Genomic DNA, 18,278 nt, shown 5'->3' on the forward strand with positions numbered 1-18,278 from the left:
TCTCAGCCGATGCTCATCAGGCTGGCATTGCCCCCGGCCGCCGCGGTGTTGATCGTGGTCGAGACCTCTGCGACCAGCCCGGCCGGATCGTAGAGATCGCCGGCCGCCAGCGCCTCCGGGCTGCGCGCCTGGACCGTCAGGATCGGCCCGGGCCGGGCCGCGACCGCTGCGTTGAGGCTGCACAGGCCAGCCGCGTCGCCGGCGAACAAAACGGCGCCGAGATCGCCGGCACTTTCGAGATCCGGAGCCCACGCGATCCGTGCCGCCAAGTCGGCCGGGAGATCGTGGAACGCGGGCCGAAGCGGCGAGGCCCCGACGATGACGGCGCTGTTGCCCGTGCCGAAGATCGCGCCGAGCTGAATGAGGAGCGCGGCTTCCGTCGTCGCGACGGCGGCGATGCGTCCGCGGGGACGCAACGCGTACAGATTGCGCTCACCCACCGGTCCCGGCAGGGCGATCGCGGCGGATCCGGGATAGCGGATCGCCGCGAGGCGGTCGGCGAGGTCGTGGCGCTGCCGTGAGTGCAGCCACGCCGCGTAGGGCCGGATCCCGGTGTCGTCGGCGGGGAGGCCATCGAGGGCCGCGGCCGGCCGTCTCCGGACCAGGCGTCCGAGCGCGAGCGGTCCGCCGGCCTTGGGGCCCGTGCCCGAAAGGCCCGAACCGCCGAAGGGCTGCACGCCCACCACCGCGCCGATGATGTTCCGGTTCACGTACCGGTTGCCGGCCTGGACGCGACCGAGCACCTGCGCGATCGTCGCGTCGATGCGGCTGTGCAGGCCGAAGGTCAGGCCGTAGCCGGTGGCGTCGATCGCGGCGAGGAGCCGGTCGAGGGCGTCGCGGCGGTAGCGCAGCACATGAAGCACCGGGCCGAACACCTCCTGCGCGACATCGCCGATCGCGGCGATCTCGATCAGCGTCGGCGGCACGAAGGTCCCGGCGCCCGTCTCGGTCGGCAGCGGCACCTGTTGCACGGCAAAGCCGCGGTCGCGCATCGCCGCAACGTGGGCGCTGATCCGGGCGGCAGCCTCGGCCGTAATGACCGGTCCGACGTCGACGGCGAGGTGGCGGGGGTCGCCGACCCGAAGTTCCGCGAGAGCACCCCGCAGCATGTGCAGCGTGCGGTCGGCGATCTCGTCCTGAAGGCACAGGATCCGCAGCGCCGAGCAGCGCTGGCCGGCGGAATCGAAGGCCGAGGCGATGACATCCGCCACCACCTGCTCGGCGAGGGCGGAGGAATCGACCACCAGGGCGTTCTGGCCGCCGGTCTCCGCCACGAACGGCACCGGCTCGCCGAAGCGGGTCAGCCGCCCGGCCAGGGCGCGCTGGATTTCCTTGGCCACCGTCGTCGAGCCGGTGAACATCACACCCTGCACCCGCGGATCGCCGACCAGGGCCGCACCGACCCGACCATCGCCGGGCAGAACCTGCAGCACGTCCGTCGGAATGCCGGCCCCGTGCAGAATGCGGACGGCCTCGGCGGCGATGAGGGGCGTCTCCTCGGCGGGCTTCGCCAGGACAGGGTTTCCGGCGGCGAGGGCGGCGGCGACCTGCCCGACGAAGATCGCCAGGGGGAAATTCCAGGGTGCGATACAGGCCACCGGGCCGAGCGGCTCATGCGGTCCGGCGAGAGTCCGCTCGGCCTCGGCACCGGCATAGCGCAGGAAATCCACGGTCTCGCGGATCTCGGAGACGGCGTTCGCATAGGTCTTGCCGGCCTCCCGCACGATGAGCCCGATCAACGCCGGCATTCCGGCCTCGAACGTCGCGGCCGCTCGCCGCAGGGTCGCGGCCCGCGCGGCGACCGGGGTCGCCGCCCAGCCGCGAGCAGTTGCTTCCGCGCGCGACAGGGCACGCTCGGCAGCGGCAGGGGTCGTCGCGCGGCAGAACCCGACCACGTCCCGATGGTCCGCCGGGTTCCGGACCGGTTCGCCGGCCGACCCGCTGTCGCCTTTCGGCGCCGCCCGCCAGTCAGTGCCGTCGCTTGTCCGCAAACCGTCTGCCAGAGCGGCAAGAGCCGCCTCGTCGGTCAGGTCAAGACCGGCGGCATTGGCGCGGGTCGGGGCGTACAGGTCTCGGGGCAGCGCGATCCGCGGGTGCGGCGCGCCAGGGTGCGGCATGGCCTCGACCGCCGCGACGGGGTCTGCGATCAGCGCCTCGACGGGTACGGTCTCATCGGCGACCCGGTTGACGAAGGAGGTGTTGGCCCCGTTCTCGAGCAGTCGCCGAACCAGATAGGCGAGCAGGGTTTCGTGAGTGCCCACCGGCGCGTAGATGCGACAGGGGCGCTGCAGGCTCTCCCCTCCGACCACCGCCTCGTAGAGCGGCTCGCCCATGCCGTGCAGACACTGGAATTCGTACTGGCCGAGCCTGAAGTCCGAACCCGCCATCGCGACGATGCTCGCCAGCGTCTGTGCATTGTGGGTGGCGAATTGCGGAAAGACCGCGTCAGGCGCCGCGAGGAGCCGCCGGGCGCAGGCGAGGTAGGAGACGTCGGTGTGGATCTTCCGGGTGAAGACCGGGAAGTCCGCCAACCCATCCACCTGCGCGCGCTTGATCTCGCTGTCCCAGTAGGCGCCCTTGACCAGGCGGACCATCAGCCGGCGCCGGCTGCGGCGGGCGAGATCGATCAGCACGTCGATGACGAACGGGCAACGCTTACCGTAGGCCTGGACGACGAATCCGAGACCGTCCCAGCCCGAGAGATCCGGATCCGCAGCCAGCGCCTCCAGGACATCCAGCGACAGGTCGAGGCGGTCGGCCTCCTCGGCGTCGATGTTGAGGCCGATCCCGGCATCCCTGGCCAGACGGGCGAGGTCCCACACGCGCGGCGACAGCTCCGCCAGGACGCGGTCGCGCTGCGCCCGGACGTAACGGGGATGCAGGGCCGACAGCTTGATCGAGATTCCGGGACCGAGGAGCACGCCACGACCGGCCGACGCGTCGCCGATCGCCCGGATCGCGTCCGCGTAGGCGCGCTGGTAGCGTTCGGCATCCTCCGCTGTGACTGCGGCCTCGCCGAGCATGTCGTACGAGTACGTGAAGCCCTTGGCCTCCCACCCTGTGGCGTGCCGCAGGGCCTCGGCGATCGTCCGCCCGGCCACGAACTGCTCGCCCATCATCCGCATGGCAAGGTCGACGCCGGTGCGGATCAACGGTTCGCCGCCGCGGGCGATCAGACGGGTCAGCGCCGCCGACAGACCGGCCTCGTCCCGGGTCGCGGCCAGGCGACCGGTCACCAGCAAGCCCCAGGTCGCCGCGTTCACGAAGGGCGACGGGCTATGGCCGAGATGCGCGTGCCAATCTCCGCCCGCGATCTTGTCGCGGATCAGCGCATCGCGCGTCGTCGCATCCGGGATGCGCAGCAGCGCCTCGGCCAAGCACATCAGAGCCACCCCCTCCTGGCTCGAGAGCGCGTATTCGTGGATCAGCGCCTCGACGCCGCTGCGGCGACGCCGGCGACGGAGGGACTCGACGAGATGACGGGCCTGCTCGGAGGCGCGCCGGGCGGCTCCGGGCGGCAGCCTCGCCTCATCGAGGAGCGGCGCCACGCAGGCCGCCTCGGGCCGCCGGCAGGCCGCGACCACAGCCTGCCGCAGGGGCGAGAGATTCGGCAACAGACGCGCGAAGTCGGCGAAGGGATCGATCGTCACGGCGGACTTCTCGACGACGCCGGATCCGGACATGGCTGCCCCTCGGACACGGTGCCGTGTCATGCGCACCGTCGATGCCGCAGGCTAAACGTCCGGGGATGAATTCGGAACCGCAGCGCCTGCATGTGACGCAGGGGCATGGGCGTCGCCGCAGCACGTTTCCACGATGCCGGAGGCCGGTTCTCGTACGGAGCCCGCGACATGGGCGGACACGCGACGCGCGGCCCGTCTCCACACGACCCTGCAGGACACGGCCCGTTCGCCCTGCTGACCGATCACTTCACGGGTTGCGTGGCCCGCGCCGCCTCGATCGCCCCGGTGAGGACAGGCTCGGCGCCGTCCCGTTGCAGCGTGGAGAGGGGAATCACCACCGGATCCGCACAGGCCTGGACGACGTGCGCGAGGTCGAACTGGACGGCGAGGCCGCCCGCACCGACATCGAGCCACGCCATCATCGCGGGCGGCTTCCCGTCATTCGTCTCGGTGACCGCCGCGCGGCAGTCCGCATCGTCCCCATCCCGCTTCGGATCGCCGGACTTCGGGCGATAGCCGGCGCGGTAGAGGGCGTGCAGCGTCTCGGAGGCCAGCGTCACCATCTTGGTCCCGTCCGCGCCGTCCGCGAGGGCGATCGTCCCGGTCAGGGCGGGCGGAAGCAGCGTGGTCCAATCCACCGGGGCGCCGGTGGTGAGATCGTAGACGATCGACATCGTGGCGGTGTCCGGGTGCGCGCCGCCGCAGAACCAGCTGTCGTTGATCACCAGACTCAGAAAGCGCGGACCGCGCATCGGCACTTGGACGCCGCGCTCCCAGGAACTGTGCACGCCGCCCTCCGCCTTGCACTGCCCGGCGGCCTTCCTGACCTTGCCGTCCAGTCGCTTCAGCGCCGTGTTGATCCGGCGCTCCGCATCGTCGGCCGGTGCCTCGATCTGGGGCATCGCCGCCAGACCGGGTGCCAGGTCCGGCTGCATCGTCACAATCACTGCCCGATCCGCGGCCGAGACCGGTGCGGTCAGGACGAGGAGCGCAACGCCCAAGCCTGCGACGCGCCACCATCCGGCCCTGCCGCGGTCTCGCGCTGCCGACGGCCGGGGGATCCCATCGAACATCGTGCCGCTCCTGTGGCGGCGGTAGCCCCTCATTCAGGGCTGCCCGCCGCGTCGTCTTCCGGGTCCTGTGTCCTAGCATCCGGCGAAACGTTGCGGCGCGTGCTTTGACACGCGCGGGAGCGGTGGCAGAAACCCGCCATGACCGCGATCATGATCTACGGCGCCACCGGCTATACCGGGCAGCTCCTGGCCGAGCACGCCGTCGCGCAGGGCCTGCAGCCGATCCTGGCCGGGCGCGACCCGGAGAGGCTCCGGCCCATCGCGGCCCGGCTCACGCTCGAGGCGCGGGTCGCACCCCTCGATAATCCGGACCGGCTGCGTGCCGCGCTGTCGGGAATCGCGGTCGTGATCCACGCGGCCGGCCCGTTCTCCAAGACCGCCAAGCCGATGGCCGATGCCTGCCTCGCGGCCGGCGCCCACTACGTCGACATCACGGGTGAGATCTCGGTACTGGAAGCGCTCGCCGCGCGGGATGCGGCGGCGAAGGCAGCGGGGATCGTGCTCCTGCCGGCGGCGGGCTTCGACGTGGTGCCGAGCGACTGCCTCGCCGCCCATGTGGCCGGACGCCTGCCCGGCGCAACGCACCTGCGCATCTCCATCGGCGGCTTCGGCGGCTTCAGCCGCGGAACCGCCCGCACCATGGTCGAGGGCATCGCCTGGGGAACCCGGGTCCGCCGGGACGGCCGCATCGTCGAATTGCCGAGCCCCCCTCGGGGCACCGCCGATTTCGGCCGCGGCCCGCGACGCACCGTCGGCCTCGGGTGGGGCGACGTGTCGAGCGCGTGGTACTCGACGCGGGTCCCCAACATCGACGTCTATTTCGAGGCCCTCCCCGCCATGGCGGCGGCCGCGGGCCTGCCCGCCGGCCTCCGCAGGATCATCGCCGGCGACACCGCGCAGCGCCTGATCAACCGCGGCATCGACCGGCTGCCGGCCGGACCGTCGGCGGCGGCGCGGCAGAGAGCCCGCAGCACCTTCCTGGCGGAGGCCTGGGACGGCGCCGGTCACCGCGCGTCGAGCCGCATGGTGACTGCGGAGGGCTACACCCTGACGGTCTGGACCGCGCTGGACGCGGCGAGGCGCATCGCTGCGGGACGCGTCGCACCAGGGTTCCACACTCCCGTGACTGCCTTCGGCCCCGACTACATCCTGGGCTTCCCGCACGTGGTGCGGACGGACCTCTGAGCCGCAGCGGATCAGACGGTCGCCCCGATCTGCCAGGGGGCGAATTCCGACGAGCCGAAATCGAACTGCTCGCTCTTGGTCCGCGCGCCACCCGCAACCTGCAGGATCAATTCGAAGATCCGCCGCCCCGCCTGCTCGACGGTCTCCTCGCCGTCGAGGATGGTGCCGCAATTCACGTCCATGTCCTCCTCGAGACGTCGGTACATGGCGGAGTTCGTGGCGATCTTGATCGAGGGCGCCGGCTTGCAGCCGAACACGCTGCCGCGGCCGGTGGTGAAGCACACGAGGTTGGCGCCGCCCGCGACCTGTCCGGTGGCCGAGACGGGGTCGTAGCCCGGCGTGTCCATGAACACGAAACCCTTGGCGGTGACCGGATCGGCGTAGCGCAGCACGTCGACGAGGTTGGTGCTGCCGGCCTTCGCCATCGCGCCGAGCGATTTCTCCAGGATCGTGGTCAGCCCGCCGGCCTTGTTGCCGGGCGAGGGGTTGGCGTCGATCTCCGAGCCTTCCTTGCGGGTGTAGTCCTCCCACCAGTGCATCAGGTCGACGAGCTTCTGGCCGACATCCGGGCTCACGGCGCGGCGGGTGAACAGGTGTTCCGCCCCGTAGGTCTCCGTCGTCTCCGACAGGATCACCGTGCCGCCGTTCTGCACCACGAGGTCGCTGGCGATGCCCAGCGCCGGATTGGCCGAGACGCCCGAATACCCGTCCGAACCGCCGCATTGCAGGGCGACGATCAGTTCGCTCGCCGGCACCGGCTCCCGGTGGACGACGTTCGCCTCGTCCAGGATGCCCTTCACGAAGTCGATCCCAGCCTCGACGGTCTTCCGGGTGCCACCCAGGCTCTGGATGTTCATGCTGCGGATCCGGTCGGCGAGACCCTGCTCCTCCAGGAAGGCGCCGATCTGGTTCACCTCGCAGCCGAGCCCGATCATCACGATGTGCGAGAAGTTGACGTGCCGGGCATAGCCCGCGAGCGTCCGGCGCAGGAGCCGCAGCGGCTCGCCCATCGCCATGCCGCAGCCGGTCTTGTGGGTCAGCGCCACGACACCGTCGACGTTGGGATAGGGGGCGAGCGGGTCGAGACCGAGGATCGGGTGCCTCCGGAACGCGTCGGCGATCAGGTCGGCGACGTGCGCGCTGCAGTTCACCGAGGTGAGGATGCCCACATAGTTGCGGGTCGCGACGCGCCCGTCGGGGCGGCGGATGCCCTGGAAGGTGGCGGGCGACGTCACGAGGCGCGTCGGCTTGGCATCGACCCCGAATGCGTAGTCGCGCGCGAACTCGCCCATCCCGAGATTATGGACGTGGACGTGCCGGCCGGCCGCGATGTCCTCCTTGGCGAAGCCGATGATCTGGCCGTATTTGGTCACCGGCTCGCCGCTGCGGTGGGCCCGGACCGCGACCTTGTGGCCGGCGGGGATCCGCTCCGCGGCCGTCACGCCGGCGGCGACCGGCGTGCCCGCCTCGAGGGCGCCGCGGGCCACGGCCACGCCGTCATCCGGCCGAAGGGTGATCACGGGATAAGTGGACATCGGTCTCTCCTGGAATTCGTCCGGGCCGCGCGCCCTCACCGCGCGGCCTCGGGGCGCAGGGCCGGGGCGCCGGCGTCACGCACCGGCAGCGGTGCGATCTCCCCGACCACGAACAGGTAGATGAAGGCGCCCAGGAGGCAGAACCCGCCGGCCACGATCAGGGGAATCACGAACGAGCCCTGGGTGACGGTGAGCATGACCCCGGTGAAGGTCGTCGTCACGATCCCGGCGACGTTCGAGGCGAAGTTCTGGATGCCGCCGATCGAGGCCACGTGGGCCGGCGTCGGCGCCACGTCGCCGGGCAGCGCCCAGATCGAGGCGGCCGTGAACGCGAGGCTGCCGTAGGCTACCGCGAAGCACAGCAGGGCCACGTAGACGTTCGGCGCGATGATCGACAGGGTGATGACCGACGACATCAGCATGCCGCCGACCAGGCAGGTCTTGCGGGCCGCGGTCAGGCTCCAGCCCCGTCGATAGAGGGCGTCCGACGCGTACCCGCCGAGCCAGCCGGCGGGGATCGAGGCCAGCGCGGGCAGGCTGCCCAGCGTGCCGAGTTCCGCGAGGGAGAAGCCCCGGGCCTTGACGAGGTAGGTCGGAAACCACGTGATGAAGAAGTAGATCACGAAGTTCAGGCAGAAGAAGCCGGCCATCATCCCCCAGACGGTCCGATAGCGGAACAGGGAGAGCCACGGCACTTGGTTCTGGGCGTCGGCGGCATCGACCGCCGTGGGCCGCTCCTGCGCGGCCCGGAGTGCGGCGAGTTCCGCGGGTGTGACGGCCGGATGGTTCTCAGGCTCGCGGTAGAGCCACATCCAGAACACGGCCCAGACGAAGCCCAGGACGCCGGTCACGATGAAGGATTCCCGCCAGCCGAGCGTGGCGATGACCCAGGAGACCAGCGGGATCGCCAGCGCTGAGCCGACCCGCGAGCCGCTGTCGAAGATGCTGCTGGCGAAGCTGCGCTCGCTCCTTGGAAACCAAGAGGCCGCGACCTTGGCGAAGGACGGATAGGCCCCCGCCTCGCCGACCCCCAGCAGCATGCGCAGGCCGAGGAGGGACAGGAAGCCCCGTCCGATCGCGGTCAGCGCCGTGCAGGCCGACCACCAGACGACGGCGACGAGCAGCGACAGTCGCGGCCCGACCCGGTCGGCCACGTAGCCGAAGGGCAACTGCATGACCGCGTAGGTCCAGAAGAAGCCCGACAGGATCAGGCCCATGTCGGTGGCGCTGAGCCCGAGTTCCTTCGACATGGTCGGCGCGGCCACCGCGAGGTTGGCGCGGTCGATGTAGTTGATGGCATTGGCGGCCATGCAGAGGCCGATCATCAGCCAGCGCAATCTGGACATCGTGTTCCTCCCGAGTGCCGGGGATGGCGTCCCCGGGCTGCGCGACGCCCCTTTTCGGGACGGGGTCGCCGCAGGCGCGTCTCGTCGGGCCGCGGCCCCGGCTCAGTCGCGGTAGGCGTTGCCGTCGAGCCCGTGGGGGCGTCCCGCGGCGAGGAGGGTTTCCCACACGGGTTCGGGCAGCGGGACACCCTCGGCCAGGCGCTCGGCCCGCATCCGGCGCTCCGGCTCGCCGGGCAGCAGGACTTCCGAACCGGGCATCGGGCGGGCGCTCTTGAAGAAATCGAGATAGGTCCGCGCCTCCGCGGCCAGGGCGGTCTCGGTGCCCAACGCCTCGGGCCGCACGTAGATCGACAGCATGCCGTTGCAGATCCGGCGCTGGCCCGGACCTGCGGTCCCGGATCCGGTCAGCGCACCGGCGAGGAGCTCGCACATCAGCGCGAGACCGGAGCCCTTGTGCTCGCCGAAGGCCCGGATCGCCCCGGCGCCGCGCTGGTTGTCGCGCTCCACGCCCTCGAGGGGGCCGAACAGGGTGGCCGGGTCGCTGCTGAGCCGACCGTCGGGCTCGATGAGCGCGCCCTCCGGCAGCGGCTTGCCGCCGCGGGAGGCGACGAGCACCTTGCCCTCGGCCACCGCCGACGTGGCGAAATCGAGGATGATCGGGTCGGCGCCCGGCACCGGGAAGCCGGCCGCGAAGGGTGCCGTGGAGAAGCGGCGCTCCACGGATCCGAACGGCGCCACCAGCAGGCTTCCCGCGACGTTGACGAAGTGGACCGAGACCAATCCGGCTTCGGCCGCGCGCTCAGCCCACTCGCCGATCCGCCCGAGATGGCCGGCATGGCGCAGCGCCACGATGGCCACGCCGGTGTCCTTGGCCTTGGCGATGCCGAGATCGGTGGCGAAGGGGCCGGCCGTCTGCCCGAATCCGTATTGCGCGTCGAGAAGCGCGAAGGACGGCGCATCGGTGACGACCTCGGGCGTGCGCCCGGCCTCGACCTCCCCGGCGCGCAGCCACTCTACGTAGCGGGTCACGCGGACGACGCCGTGACTGTCATGGCCGGTGAGATTGGCGGCCACGAGGAATCGGCCGATCCGCTCGGCCTCCGCCTCTGCGCAGCCCTCGCGCACGAAGATGTCCCGCACATAGGCGGACAGCCTGTCGGCCGAAATCCGCATTCCGTCACCTCCCTGGCCGCGCCTCGCCGGGCACGTGCGGGATGAACCTAGCGTTCTTAAACGTGCGGCGCGAGCACCCGCAGGTGACGGCGGCGCCCGCCTGTCGCCCCGGCCGACTTTGGGCAACAACCCCCAGGGTCCGGCCGGTCATCGGTCCGACGTCGCCGGGCCGGGCGGGTCGCCGTAGGGAAAGAAGTCGCCGGTCCGCAGATGTTCGTAGGGCAGGTGGTCGAGCCGGACCGTCCCGAGGAACGGCTCAGGCGGTTCCACGAGCAGGATCGTGCCGGCATAGCCGCTGTCGTCGAATCCGCGGCGAAAATGGACCCGCGACTTGATCGCCACGATGTCGAAATCGGCCGGGTCCAGGCCGAGGCACCACAGCTCGTCGGGCTCGACGATCTGCGCGAGGTGCGGGCTCAGGACCAGCACGTTGCCGGAGCCGAAGGCGATGCAGAGCCAGTGGCCGCCTCCGCCGCCGCTGCCGGCGACGCCGGGCGCCGGCGCCTCGCAGACGTGGAGCACCGTTCCGGCGATCCGGACCGGATCTCCCGCGGACGGATCGCCGCCGCCGCCGATCGCCGCCGCGAAGGGATCGCCGGCCGCGATGCCCCGCGCGACCGCCTCTGCCAGGATGTCCGGCGACGCGACGGTGGCGATCAGGGTGCGGGTCAGCCCCTGCCGAAGGATCTCGCGCAGGAGCCAGGTCGCCCGGCCGGATCGATCGCTGTGGTCGGCGAGGACGACCGGGCCGGCCCCCGCCGCGATGGCTGCCCGGGCGAGGCGCACGCCGTCCGCGATGGGGTGGATCCGGGTCGATTCGAGCAGCCCGCGCCGGTTGCGCCAGGCGAAGGCGGCGACGTCACCGGCCACCCGTTCGGCGAGATCGGGATCGCCGTTGGTGAGCGCCTGAACGGTCATGCCGCCATCGGGCGCATCCCCCCAGGGAAAGCCGAAGAAGACGTTGACGTACACGTCGGGCTCGCGCGCCTCCCAGACCAGCGCCCGCTGCACGAGGTCCGACCAGGGCGAGGCGCCGGTCCACTGCACGACGGTGGGCGACAGGATCGGCACCTTGATGGTCCGGTGGGCCGGCCGGAAGGCGCCGCGCACGGCGCGGACCAGCATGCGGGCGGCCCGCCGGCCCTGCAGGTGGCCGTCGTAGTGCGGAAAGTACTTGACCGTGAACGCCATGTCGGCGTGCTCGAGGAAGGCGGCGTCCTCGTTGCCGTGCAGGTCGAAGGTTCCGACGAGGATTGCCCGGTCGCCGACCGCCCCGCGAACCTGCCGGGCGATGTCGGCCTCCGGCCGGGACACGCCGCGCACCGCCATCGCCCCGTGAAGCGCGAGGTAGACGCCGTCGAACGGTCCCCGCGCGCGCAACTCCGAGACCATGAGTCCCACGAAATGCGCGTAGGCGTCCGCGGTGATCCACCCCGACGCGGTACCGGTGCGCGGCCAGAGCGGCGACGTGATGCCCACCAGCTCCACACCATCATATTCGCGCGCCATCTGAACGAAACCGCCCATGTAGCCCTTCGGGTCGGTGGCGAGCAGCGCCTCGCCGGCGGCGGGCGAACCGGGATGTATGAAGTCCTCCCGGGTGGTGTCGTTCGGCAGGAACGTCACGGTCTCATGAGTGAACTGGAGGACGGCAACGCGCATCGATCATCGATCCTCTAAATGGCGGGCGGACGGTCAGGCGATCTCGCGGACGAGCTTGGCGACGAGCGAGCGACCGAACGCCGCGAAGCTCTCGGCGGCCATCACGAATGCGCCTTCCCCGCCGATGACGACGGTCCGGTAATAGGCCGCGAGACCACCTGGCGGGTTGGTGTGCTCGCGAAGGAAAGCCGGCATCCCCGCGGGCTCGGTCAGGATCACGAGGCCGTTCACGGTGATGCCCGCCGCCACCGCGGCGTCCCGCGCCTCCGCGATGGCGCGGCCGGCATTGCCGGTGCCGTCACCCGAGATGTCGATCACCTGCCGGTCGGCGCGGAACGGCGCCCGCGCCAGAAGGTCGGTGGCGAATCCAATCGCCGAGCCGATGGCGGTACGGCCGTAGAACGGCCGCTGGGCGCCGGCGAGCCGGGTGGCGAAGAGCGCAGCATCCTGCGCCGAGCCGATCACCATCCAGTCGACCGCGACCTGCTGTTCCTCGGGGCTCGCCCAATCGAACAGGGTGACGGCGATGCGACCGGTCGCGCCCTCGGCGATGGCGCGGAGCACCCGCGGATCGCCGAACGCTTCGGCGTAGCCGGTACGCTCGAGGTCGAAACGCGCTTCGCTGATGCTGAGCGAGACGTCCACGGCCAGGACCAACAGGAGATCCACGGTCGGTTCGGCGGCGCGGGCGCGTCGCGATGCCAGCGACAGCAGGGCGAGCAACGCGGAGAGCAGGTGGCGTCGCCGCATGGCCGACACTCGATCGCAGGCGCCCACGCCGGACGGCGGGCGGTCGCATGCATGCAACGAGCCTGCCGCCCTGCGGTTCGAGGTCCTGCTGTGCCACGGCGCGCAGCGCGCGGATGCGGCGGGAATGTTCCGGCCCAAACACGCGATTCCGCGCCGCTTTCGGCCGCATCGCGACGCCGCCGGGCCATCTTATCTCATTTGGTCGAAGGCGCCGCCGGCGCTCCGTTTGAGGGCACACATCGACATGCGGATTGTTCACCGGATCGGACGCGTCATTGAGGGCGGGCTCACCGGGGCCGTCACCAAGACGGTGGCGCTGATGAGCCGCGCCATCGACGGAACGATCGGGTTGGTCGCAGGCCTGTCCGACCGGCTCGACGCGCGCCTCGAAAATCTCGCCCGCGAATCCAGGGCTCGCCATCGCCGTGAGGGCCGCCGACAGATCGACCCGATCACCCTGAAATAGGCCCGGCGCTACAGGCCTGGTCCCTTCGCGGCCCCGAAGATACGCCCCGGTTTGCCATCGGCCGCACCCTGGAGCAGGACGACCCAGCTGTCCGCGTCGGCGACCCGGGCCTGGGTGCCGGGAACGTCGAAGCGGGCCGGTTGCCCGGTCCAGGGACCGAGGCGCTGCATGCCCCGCACCACGTTGACGTAGGTCGCCGTGCGGCCGCCGTTCTCCCCGGCCTGGATGGCGATGGCGCGACTGCGCAGCACGGGAACGAGCCAGACGTCGCCGCGGATCTCGGTCTTGGCTTCCGGCGCTGCGCCGACTTCCACCAGGATCCGGTCGCCTTTCGTCTCACCCCGTACCGGGACCGGCAGACCGCCATGCTGGCAGGCCTCGCGGATCAGCCGATCCAGGGCCGTGCGGTCGGACCCGACTGCGAAACTGTTGCCGTCGATCACGACCTGGGGCGTGAAGACCTGCCGGGCGCCGCGGCCCCGCGCGTAGGCGCGCTGCCGTTCGGTCAGCGGCCGCAGCGCCAGCGTGTCCTTCCAACCGAGATAGTCCCAGTAGGTCACCGGCAGGGTCAGGGCGATGACACCGGGTCTGTGCGACAGGTCGCGCAGCACCGGATCGGCCGACCGGCAGGCGCCGCAGCCCTGGCTGGTGAAGAGTTCGACCACGGCGCTGACGGGCTCGGCCCTTCCTTGCGACGCGGACACGGACGCGCAGAGGATCAGGGCGGCGCGGAGCGCGCGGCGGTCGCGGGTCGGGGCGCGGTGCCGGGGCGTCATCGCTCCATCAGACCGCCTGAGAGGCCGGAGGTGAAATCACGTTGGCTTGAGACGCCTCTACCATCGGTTGAAGTGGCACGGGTGCGACCTTCGGCTTGGGCAGCATGTCCGGGCGCCAGCGGCGGTGCATCCACAGCCATTGCCCGGGATTCTCGCGCACCCAGCCCTCGACCACGGTGGTCATCGCCTGCATGGCGCCGGCCACGTCGATGGTCCCATCAGCGGCCCGCGGCAGATCGAGGGGTGGTGTCAGATCCAGCCTGAAGCGGCCGGCAGGCAGGCGCACGACGCGCACGCCATGCACCGGGCAGTCGTAATGCCGGGCAAGCTTGGCGAGCAGGGGATTTGCGAGGCAGGGGCGCCCCAGGAACTCCACCACGACGCCGCGGGTGAAGTGCTGGTCGATCAGTTGGCCCAGATGGCCGCCCTTCTCGACCACATCGCGCATGGCGAAGACCGCGCCCGGCTTCGAGGCGGCGAGGCCGCCCATGGACCGGCGGCGGACCTCTTGGACGAGGCGCGCGGCGGCCGGGTTGTTGGGTGGCCGGAAGACCGCGGTGGCGTCGAGGCCGAACCGGGCCGCGCAGATCGCCGGCAATTCCCAGTTGGCCAGATGCGCGGAGAAGATGAGCCCCGGCTGGCCGTCGTCGCGCAGGGCGAAGAAGTGTTCGATCCCCGCAACTTCGGTCCGAGAGGGCGCGGTGGCGGCGGGATCGTAGTCGAACAGCGTATCGAGATGGGCGTACTCGGCGCCCGTTCGCCCGAGATTGTCCCACGCCTCCAGGGCGATACGCCTGCGCTCCGCGTCCGGCATGTCGGGGAAGGCCGCCCTCAGGTTGGCCAGGGCGATCCGATGGGCCGGCAGGAGCGGCCCGACGCTGCGCAGCAGGGCAGCGCCGAACGCCGTCGAGCGACTGGGTCCGAGGGCGCGCGCGAGCAGGACCAAGGCCCGGATCACCGGGATCATGGGTAAACCCGCGAGGCGCGGGTACGACCGTTTCAGCAGGAGGGCCAGACGCAGCACGATCGATGTCCAGGGGTAGGGTACGGGCTGCCCCCCAGCGCACCCGTACGGCGACGTTTACGCCATCTCTCCCGCAGCGCGAAATGCGCGCGTCAGCGCCCTTGGACGGTGTCGTTCCGGACGGTGTTCGCGACGGCGCCCGCTAGAGGCTGACGAGGATTTTGCCGAAGACGCTGCGCGATTCGAGCCTCTCCAGACCCTGCGTGAAATCGGCGAGCGGGTACACTGTGTCGACTACGGGCCGAATGCCGGACGCCATCTTGGCAAGCGACTGACCGATATTGGCGAGCGAGCAGCCGAACGAGCCGGTGATTCGGTATTGCTGCTGGAAGAGCTGCATCAGATTCATGGTGGCCGAGACGCCCGAGGTCGACCCGCAGGTCACGAGGCGGCCGCCGCGCTTGAGACAGAGCAGGGACCCGTTCCACGTGTCGGCGCCGACATGCTCGAACACAACGTCGACGCCCTTGCGCTTCGTCAGGCGGCGGACCTCGCCCTCGAACCGCTCGGTGCGATAGTTGATGACGTGGTCGGCGCCGAGTTCGGCGGCCTTGCGGCCCTTCTCGTCGTCGCCGACGGTGGCGTAGACCGTGCAGCCGATCGCCTTGGCCATGCGGATCGCCGCCGTGCCGATGCCGGAGCCGCCGGCATGGACCAGCACGCTCTCGCCGGGCTCCAGGCGGGCGTTGTCGAACAGCATGTGTTGGACGGTGCCGAAGGCGATGCCGGCGCAGGCCGCATCGGTGTCGCTGACGCCGTCCGGCACCTTGACGACGAGGCGCGCGGGCAGCGTCACCAGTTCCCGGGCGAAGCCGTCGAGGTGGAAGCCCATCACGCCGGAAACGTCCTCGCAGAGATTGTCCCGGCCCTCGCGGCAGGCCCTGCACTGGCCGCAGGTCATCGCCCCGTACGGCACGACCCGTTCGCCCACCGCGACGGTCGTGACGCCCTCCCCCACCGACTCGACGCGCCCGGCCGCCTCGGCCCCGACGATGAGCGGCATCTTTCGCTTGGCGAAGGCCATCCCGCGAAAGCCCCAGACGTCGATGAAGTTGAGGCCGACGGCGCGGATGCGGACCTGCACCTCGCCCGGACCCGGCGCGGGCGGCGCCTCGATCTCGGTCAGGCGCAGATCGCGGTCGCCGAACAGTTGGAGGGCTCGCATCCTGTCTCTCATCGCTCCGGCGCCAGATATCGCCGCCGCGCCCAGCCCAGGACACGTCCGGCCTTCACCCGGCACCACGTGGTGCGGCTCGGCGTCTCGTTGGTGCAGCCGAAGACAAGGGCGCGGGCGCGGATCTCCCCGATCTGCTCGGCGGCCGGATCCGGCTCCGCCCGGATGCTCAGGGGCTCGCCGGGCGGCAGCCCGGAGATCCGGTAGGCCTCCGGCTCGGCCCAGGCGCGCCCCGGGGCGATCAGAGCCGCGCCGCTGAGGACGATGAGGAGGGCGAAGCTCGGGCGCATCGGCAAGGTCATCGGGTTCGGCGGCACCGGTCAGGACCGGTGGATGCCCATCATCGCGGTCAGGCCGCCGTCGACGGGCAGCACGGTCCCCGTGATGTAGGAAGCCCCCGTGCCCATCAGGAAGGTTGCGAGCGCCGCGACATCCTCCGGTCGCGCGAACCGGCCGGCGGGGATCTGGCGCTCCATCCCGTCCCGATAGGCGGCGTAACGCGCCATCATGGCCGTGTCGACGAAGCCCGGCGCGATCACGTTGACGGTGACCCCGCGTTTGGCCGTCTCGATCGCCAGGGTGCGGCAATACGCGATCAGGGCGCCCTTGGTCGCCGCGTAGGCGGCGTTGCCGGCATTGGCGCGCAGGGCGGCGACCGACCCGATCGCCACGATTCGGCCCGCGCGCGACCGGGTCATCTCCCGCAGGAGCGCCTTGGCGAGGCGCGTCAGCGAGAAGAAGTTGACCTGCATGGCGGCTTCGGCCCGCTCCTGGTCGAGCATCGCGGCGAGCGCATCGCATGACTGGCCGGCATTGTGCACCAGGCCGTAATAGCCCGTCGCCTCCGCGGATTCGCAGAAGCGCTCCAGCGCCGCCTTGTCGGCAAGATCCAGGGCGTGGGCCGTGAAGGCGCGGTCCGGATAGGCCGCGCGCAATGTCTCCAGCAGCGTCTGCGCGGCGTCGCCCGACGCGCGATAGGTGAAGTCGACGTTCCATCCGGCCTGGGCAAGGCCGTGGACGATGGCGGCGCCGATCCCGGACGCGCCGCCGGTGACGAGGACCCGGCGGGATTCGGCCGCGGCGCTCATGCGGGTTCCGCGCCGAAGACCAGACAGGTGTTCTGGCCTCCGAACCCGAACGAGTTCGACAGCACGGTCCGTACCGGCAGTTCGCGGGCCGTTTCGACCACGTCGAGTGCGATGGTCGGGTCTGGCACCCGGTGGTTGATGGTCGGCGGGATGCGGCCGTGGCGGATCGTCAGCACCGAGACCGCCGCCTCGATGGCGCCGGCGGCGGTGAGGGTGTGACCGATCATCGACTTGATGGAGGTCACCGGCAGGGTGGCCGCGCGGTCGCCGAACACGGCGCCGAGCCCCAGGGCCTCCATCCTGTCGTTCTCCGGCGTCGAGGTACCGTGGGCGTTGACGGTGTCGATCGCCTCGGTCCCGAGCCCGGCATCCTCCAGGCTCGCGCGGATCGCCGCGATGATCGGGGCGCCATCCGGGCTGGAGCGGGTGCGATGGAAGCCGTCGCCCTTCTCGCCGCAGCCGAGGACGTAGCCGAGAATTGCGGCCCCCCGGGCGATGGCGGAGCCCATATCTTCGAGGACCAGGGCCGCCGCGCCCTCGCCCATCACGAAGCCGTCCCGATCCTTCGAGAACGGCTTCGAGGCCGCCTCCGGATCGTCGTTGCGGGTCGAGAGCGCCGAAAGTAGCGAGAAGCGAATCAGCGATTCCGGATTCACCGACCCGTCGGTGCCGATGCACAGCGCCGCCGCGGTCTCCCCGCGCCGGATCGCCTCGACGCCGAGCTGGATGGCGGTGGCCCCCGAGGAGCAGGCGGTGGAGAGGGAGATCGGCGAGCCCTTGGTGCCGAATCGGTCGGCGATGCGGTCGGCGACGGTGCCGAAGATGAACAGGTCGTGCCAGGAATCGAAACGGCGCGTCGCCGCAGCCCGGAGCAGACCGGCATAGTCGACCGGACCGTCGCCGCCCGCAGCCGCGGCCAGGGCCTGCCGCTGGGGCCACTCCATCTCCACCGGCGGGACTGCGATGAACAGCGCCCCCGGGAAATCCCCGCGCGTGCCGATCCCCGCCTGGGCGACCGCCTCCTCGGCCGCGACCGCGGCGAACCGTTCCGACAGGAGCGGCGCCACGAGCGGATCAGTGTCGAGGAAGTCGACCGTCCCGGCGATCCGCGTGCGCAGGCCGTCGGTGGGGAAGCGCGCGATGGCATGGATGCCCGACCGGCCCGCGGTCATGGCCGTCCAGGTATCCGCCTGTCCCTGGCCGAGGGAGGAGACGACGCCGATGCCCGTCACCGCGACGAGCGGCCGGCCCTTGGCGTCGCGGTACGATCGCGCGCTCATGGACCGGTCCTTACGGGATTTTCCGCCCCGGTACACCTCCGGACGGGGCATCCCGCCACCGCC

At 71.1% G+C, this 18,278-nt stretch carries 15 protein-coding genes; 2 read left to right on the top strand and 13 right to left on the bottom strand.

Going from position 1 to position 18,278, the window contains the following annotated elements:
• Positions 1-2: 2 nt before the first annotated feature.
• Positions 3-3,683: a trifunctional transcriptional regulator/proline dehydrogenase/L-glutamate gamma-semialdehyde dehydrogenase gene (gene putA / locus AC1DXK_RS00595; RefSeq protein WP_457104391.1), complete on the bottom strand. Its 3,681-nt coding sequence runs from the start codon at positions 3,681-3,683 to the stop codon at positions 3-5.
• A 242-nt stretch (positions 3,684-3,925) separates the two neighbouring features.
• Entirely contained in the window at positions 3,926-4,618 is a 693-nt protein-coding gene (locus AC1DXK_RS00600; protein ID WP_457104392.1) for a polysaccharide deacetylase family protein, read from the bottom strand.
• A 276-nt stretch (positions 4,619-4,894) separates the two neighbouring features.
• On the opposite strand from AC1DXK_RS00600, the gene AC1DXK_RS00605 reads away from it, so the two are divergent.
• Complete coding sequence (locus AC1DXK_RS00605) at positions 4,895-5,941, top strand: saccharopine dehydrogenase family protein (RefSeq protein WP_457104393.1); 1,047 nt, start codon at positions 4,895-4,897, stop codon at positions 5,939-5,941.
• Between the two features lie 11 nt (positions 5,942-5,952).
• Here the strand turns inward: AC1DXK_RS00605 and AC1DXK_RS00610 are convergent, their stop codons facing one another.
• From AC1DXK_RS00610 to AC1DXK_RS00630, 5 genes are all read right to left on the bottom strand, one after another.
• Positions 5,953-7,476 (bottom strand): UxaA family hydrolase, encoded by a 1,524-nt coding sequence (locus tag AC1DXK_RS00610; protein WP_457104394.1) that lies wholly within the window; start codon positions 7,474-7,476, stop codon positions 5,953-5,955.
• Between the two features lie 35 nt (positions 7,477-7,511).
• Positions 7,512-8,822 carry an MFS transporter gene (locus AC1DXK_RS00615; RefSeq protein WP_457104395.1) on the bottom strand — a complete coding sequence of 437 codons (1,311 nt, stop codon included), beginning with the start codon at positions 8,820-8,822 and terminating at the stop codon, positions 7,512-7,514.
• A gap of 102 nt (positions 8,823-8,924) precedes the next feature.
• Positions 8,925-9,995: a malate/lactate/ureidoglycolate dehydrogenase gene (locus AC1DXK_RS00620; protein WP_457104396.1), complete on the bottom strand. Its 1,071-nt coding sequence runs from the start codon at positions 9,993-9,995 to the stop codon at positions 8,925-8,927.
• Between the two features lie 147 nt (positions 9,996-10,142).
• On the bottom strand, positions 10,143-11,657 hold the full coding sequence (locus AC1DXK_RS00625) for a M81 family metallopeptidase (protein WP_457104397.1): 1,515 nt from the start codon (positions 11,655-11,657) through the stop codon (positions 10,143-10,145).
• Between the two features lie 33 nt (positions 11,658-11,690).
• The gene (locus AC1DXK_RS00630; protein WP_457104398.1) at positions 11,691-12,407 is read right to left on the bottom strand and encodes a DUF1194 domain-containing protein; all 717 of its coding nucleotides are present in this window, start codon (positions 12,405-12,407) and stop codon (positions 11,691-11,693) included.
• Here AC1DXK_RS00630 and AC1DXK_RS00635 point away from each other — a divergent pair.
• The gene (locus AC1DXK_RS00635) at positions 12,406-12,873 is read left to right on the top strand and encodes a hypothetical protein (RefSeq protein WP_457104399.1); all 468 of its coding nucleotides are present in this window, start codon (positions 12,406-12,408) and stop codon (positions 12,871-12,873) included. The genes AC1DXK_RS00630 and AC1DXK_RS00635 overlap by 2 nt on opposite strands.
• A gap of 8 nt (positions 12,874-12,881) precedes the next feature.
• Here the strand turns inward: AC1DXK_RS00635 and AC1DXK_RS00640 are convergent, their stop codons facing one another.
• From AC1DXK_RS00640 to AC1DXK_RS00665, 6 genes are all read right to left on the bottom strand, one after another.
• A complete protein-coding gene (locus AC1DXK_RS00640; RefSeq protein ID WP_457104400.1) occupies positions 12,882-13,649 on the bottom strand; it encodes a DUF1223 domain-containing protein in 768 nt (255 codons plus the stop codon).
• Positions 13,650-13,656: 7 nt separating this feature from the next.
• The gene (locus tag AC1DXK_RS00645; RefSeq protein ID WP_457104401.1) at positions 13,657-14,673 is read right to left on the bottom strand and encodes a lipid A biosynthesis lauroyl acyltransferase; all 1,017 of its coding nucleotides are present in this window, start codon (positions 14,671-14,673) and stop codon (positions 13,657-13,659) included.
• Between the two features lie 142 nt (positions 14,674-14,815).
• Positions 14,816-15,838, bottom strand: a complete 1,023-nt coding sequence (locus tag AC1DXK_RS00650; protein WP_457104402.1) for a zinc-binding dehydrogenase — start codon at positions 15,836-15,838, stop codon at positions 14,816-14,818.
• A gap of 8 nt (positions 15,839-15,846) precedes the next feature.
• Entirely contained in the window at positions 15,847-16,137 is a 291-nt protein-coding gene (locus AC1DXK_RS00655; protein WP_477296384.1) for an SH3 domain-containing protein, read from the bottom strand.
• Between the two features lie 30 nt (positions 16,138-16,167).
• Positions 16,168-16,935, bottom strand: a complete 768-nt coding sequence (locus tag AC1DXK_RS00660; protein WP_457104404.1) for an SDR family NAD(P)-dependent oxidoreductase — start codon at positions 16,933-16,935, stop codon at positions 16,168-16,170.
• Positions 16,932-18,215: a beta-ketoacyl-ACP synthase gene (locus tag AC1DXK_RS00665; protein WP_457104405.1), complete on the bottom strand. Its 1,284-nt coding sequence runs from the start codon at positions 18,213-18,215 to the stop codon at positions 16,932-16,934. The genes AC1DXK_RS00660 and AC1DXK_RS00665 overlap by 4 nt, the downstream gene beginning before the upstream one ends.
• Positions 18,216-18,278: the final 63 nt, after the last annotated feature.

This window comes from Methylobacterium sp. P3_A11, assembly GCF_056403155.1.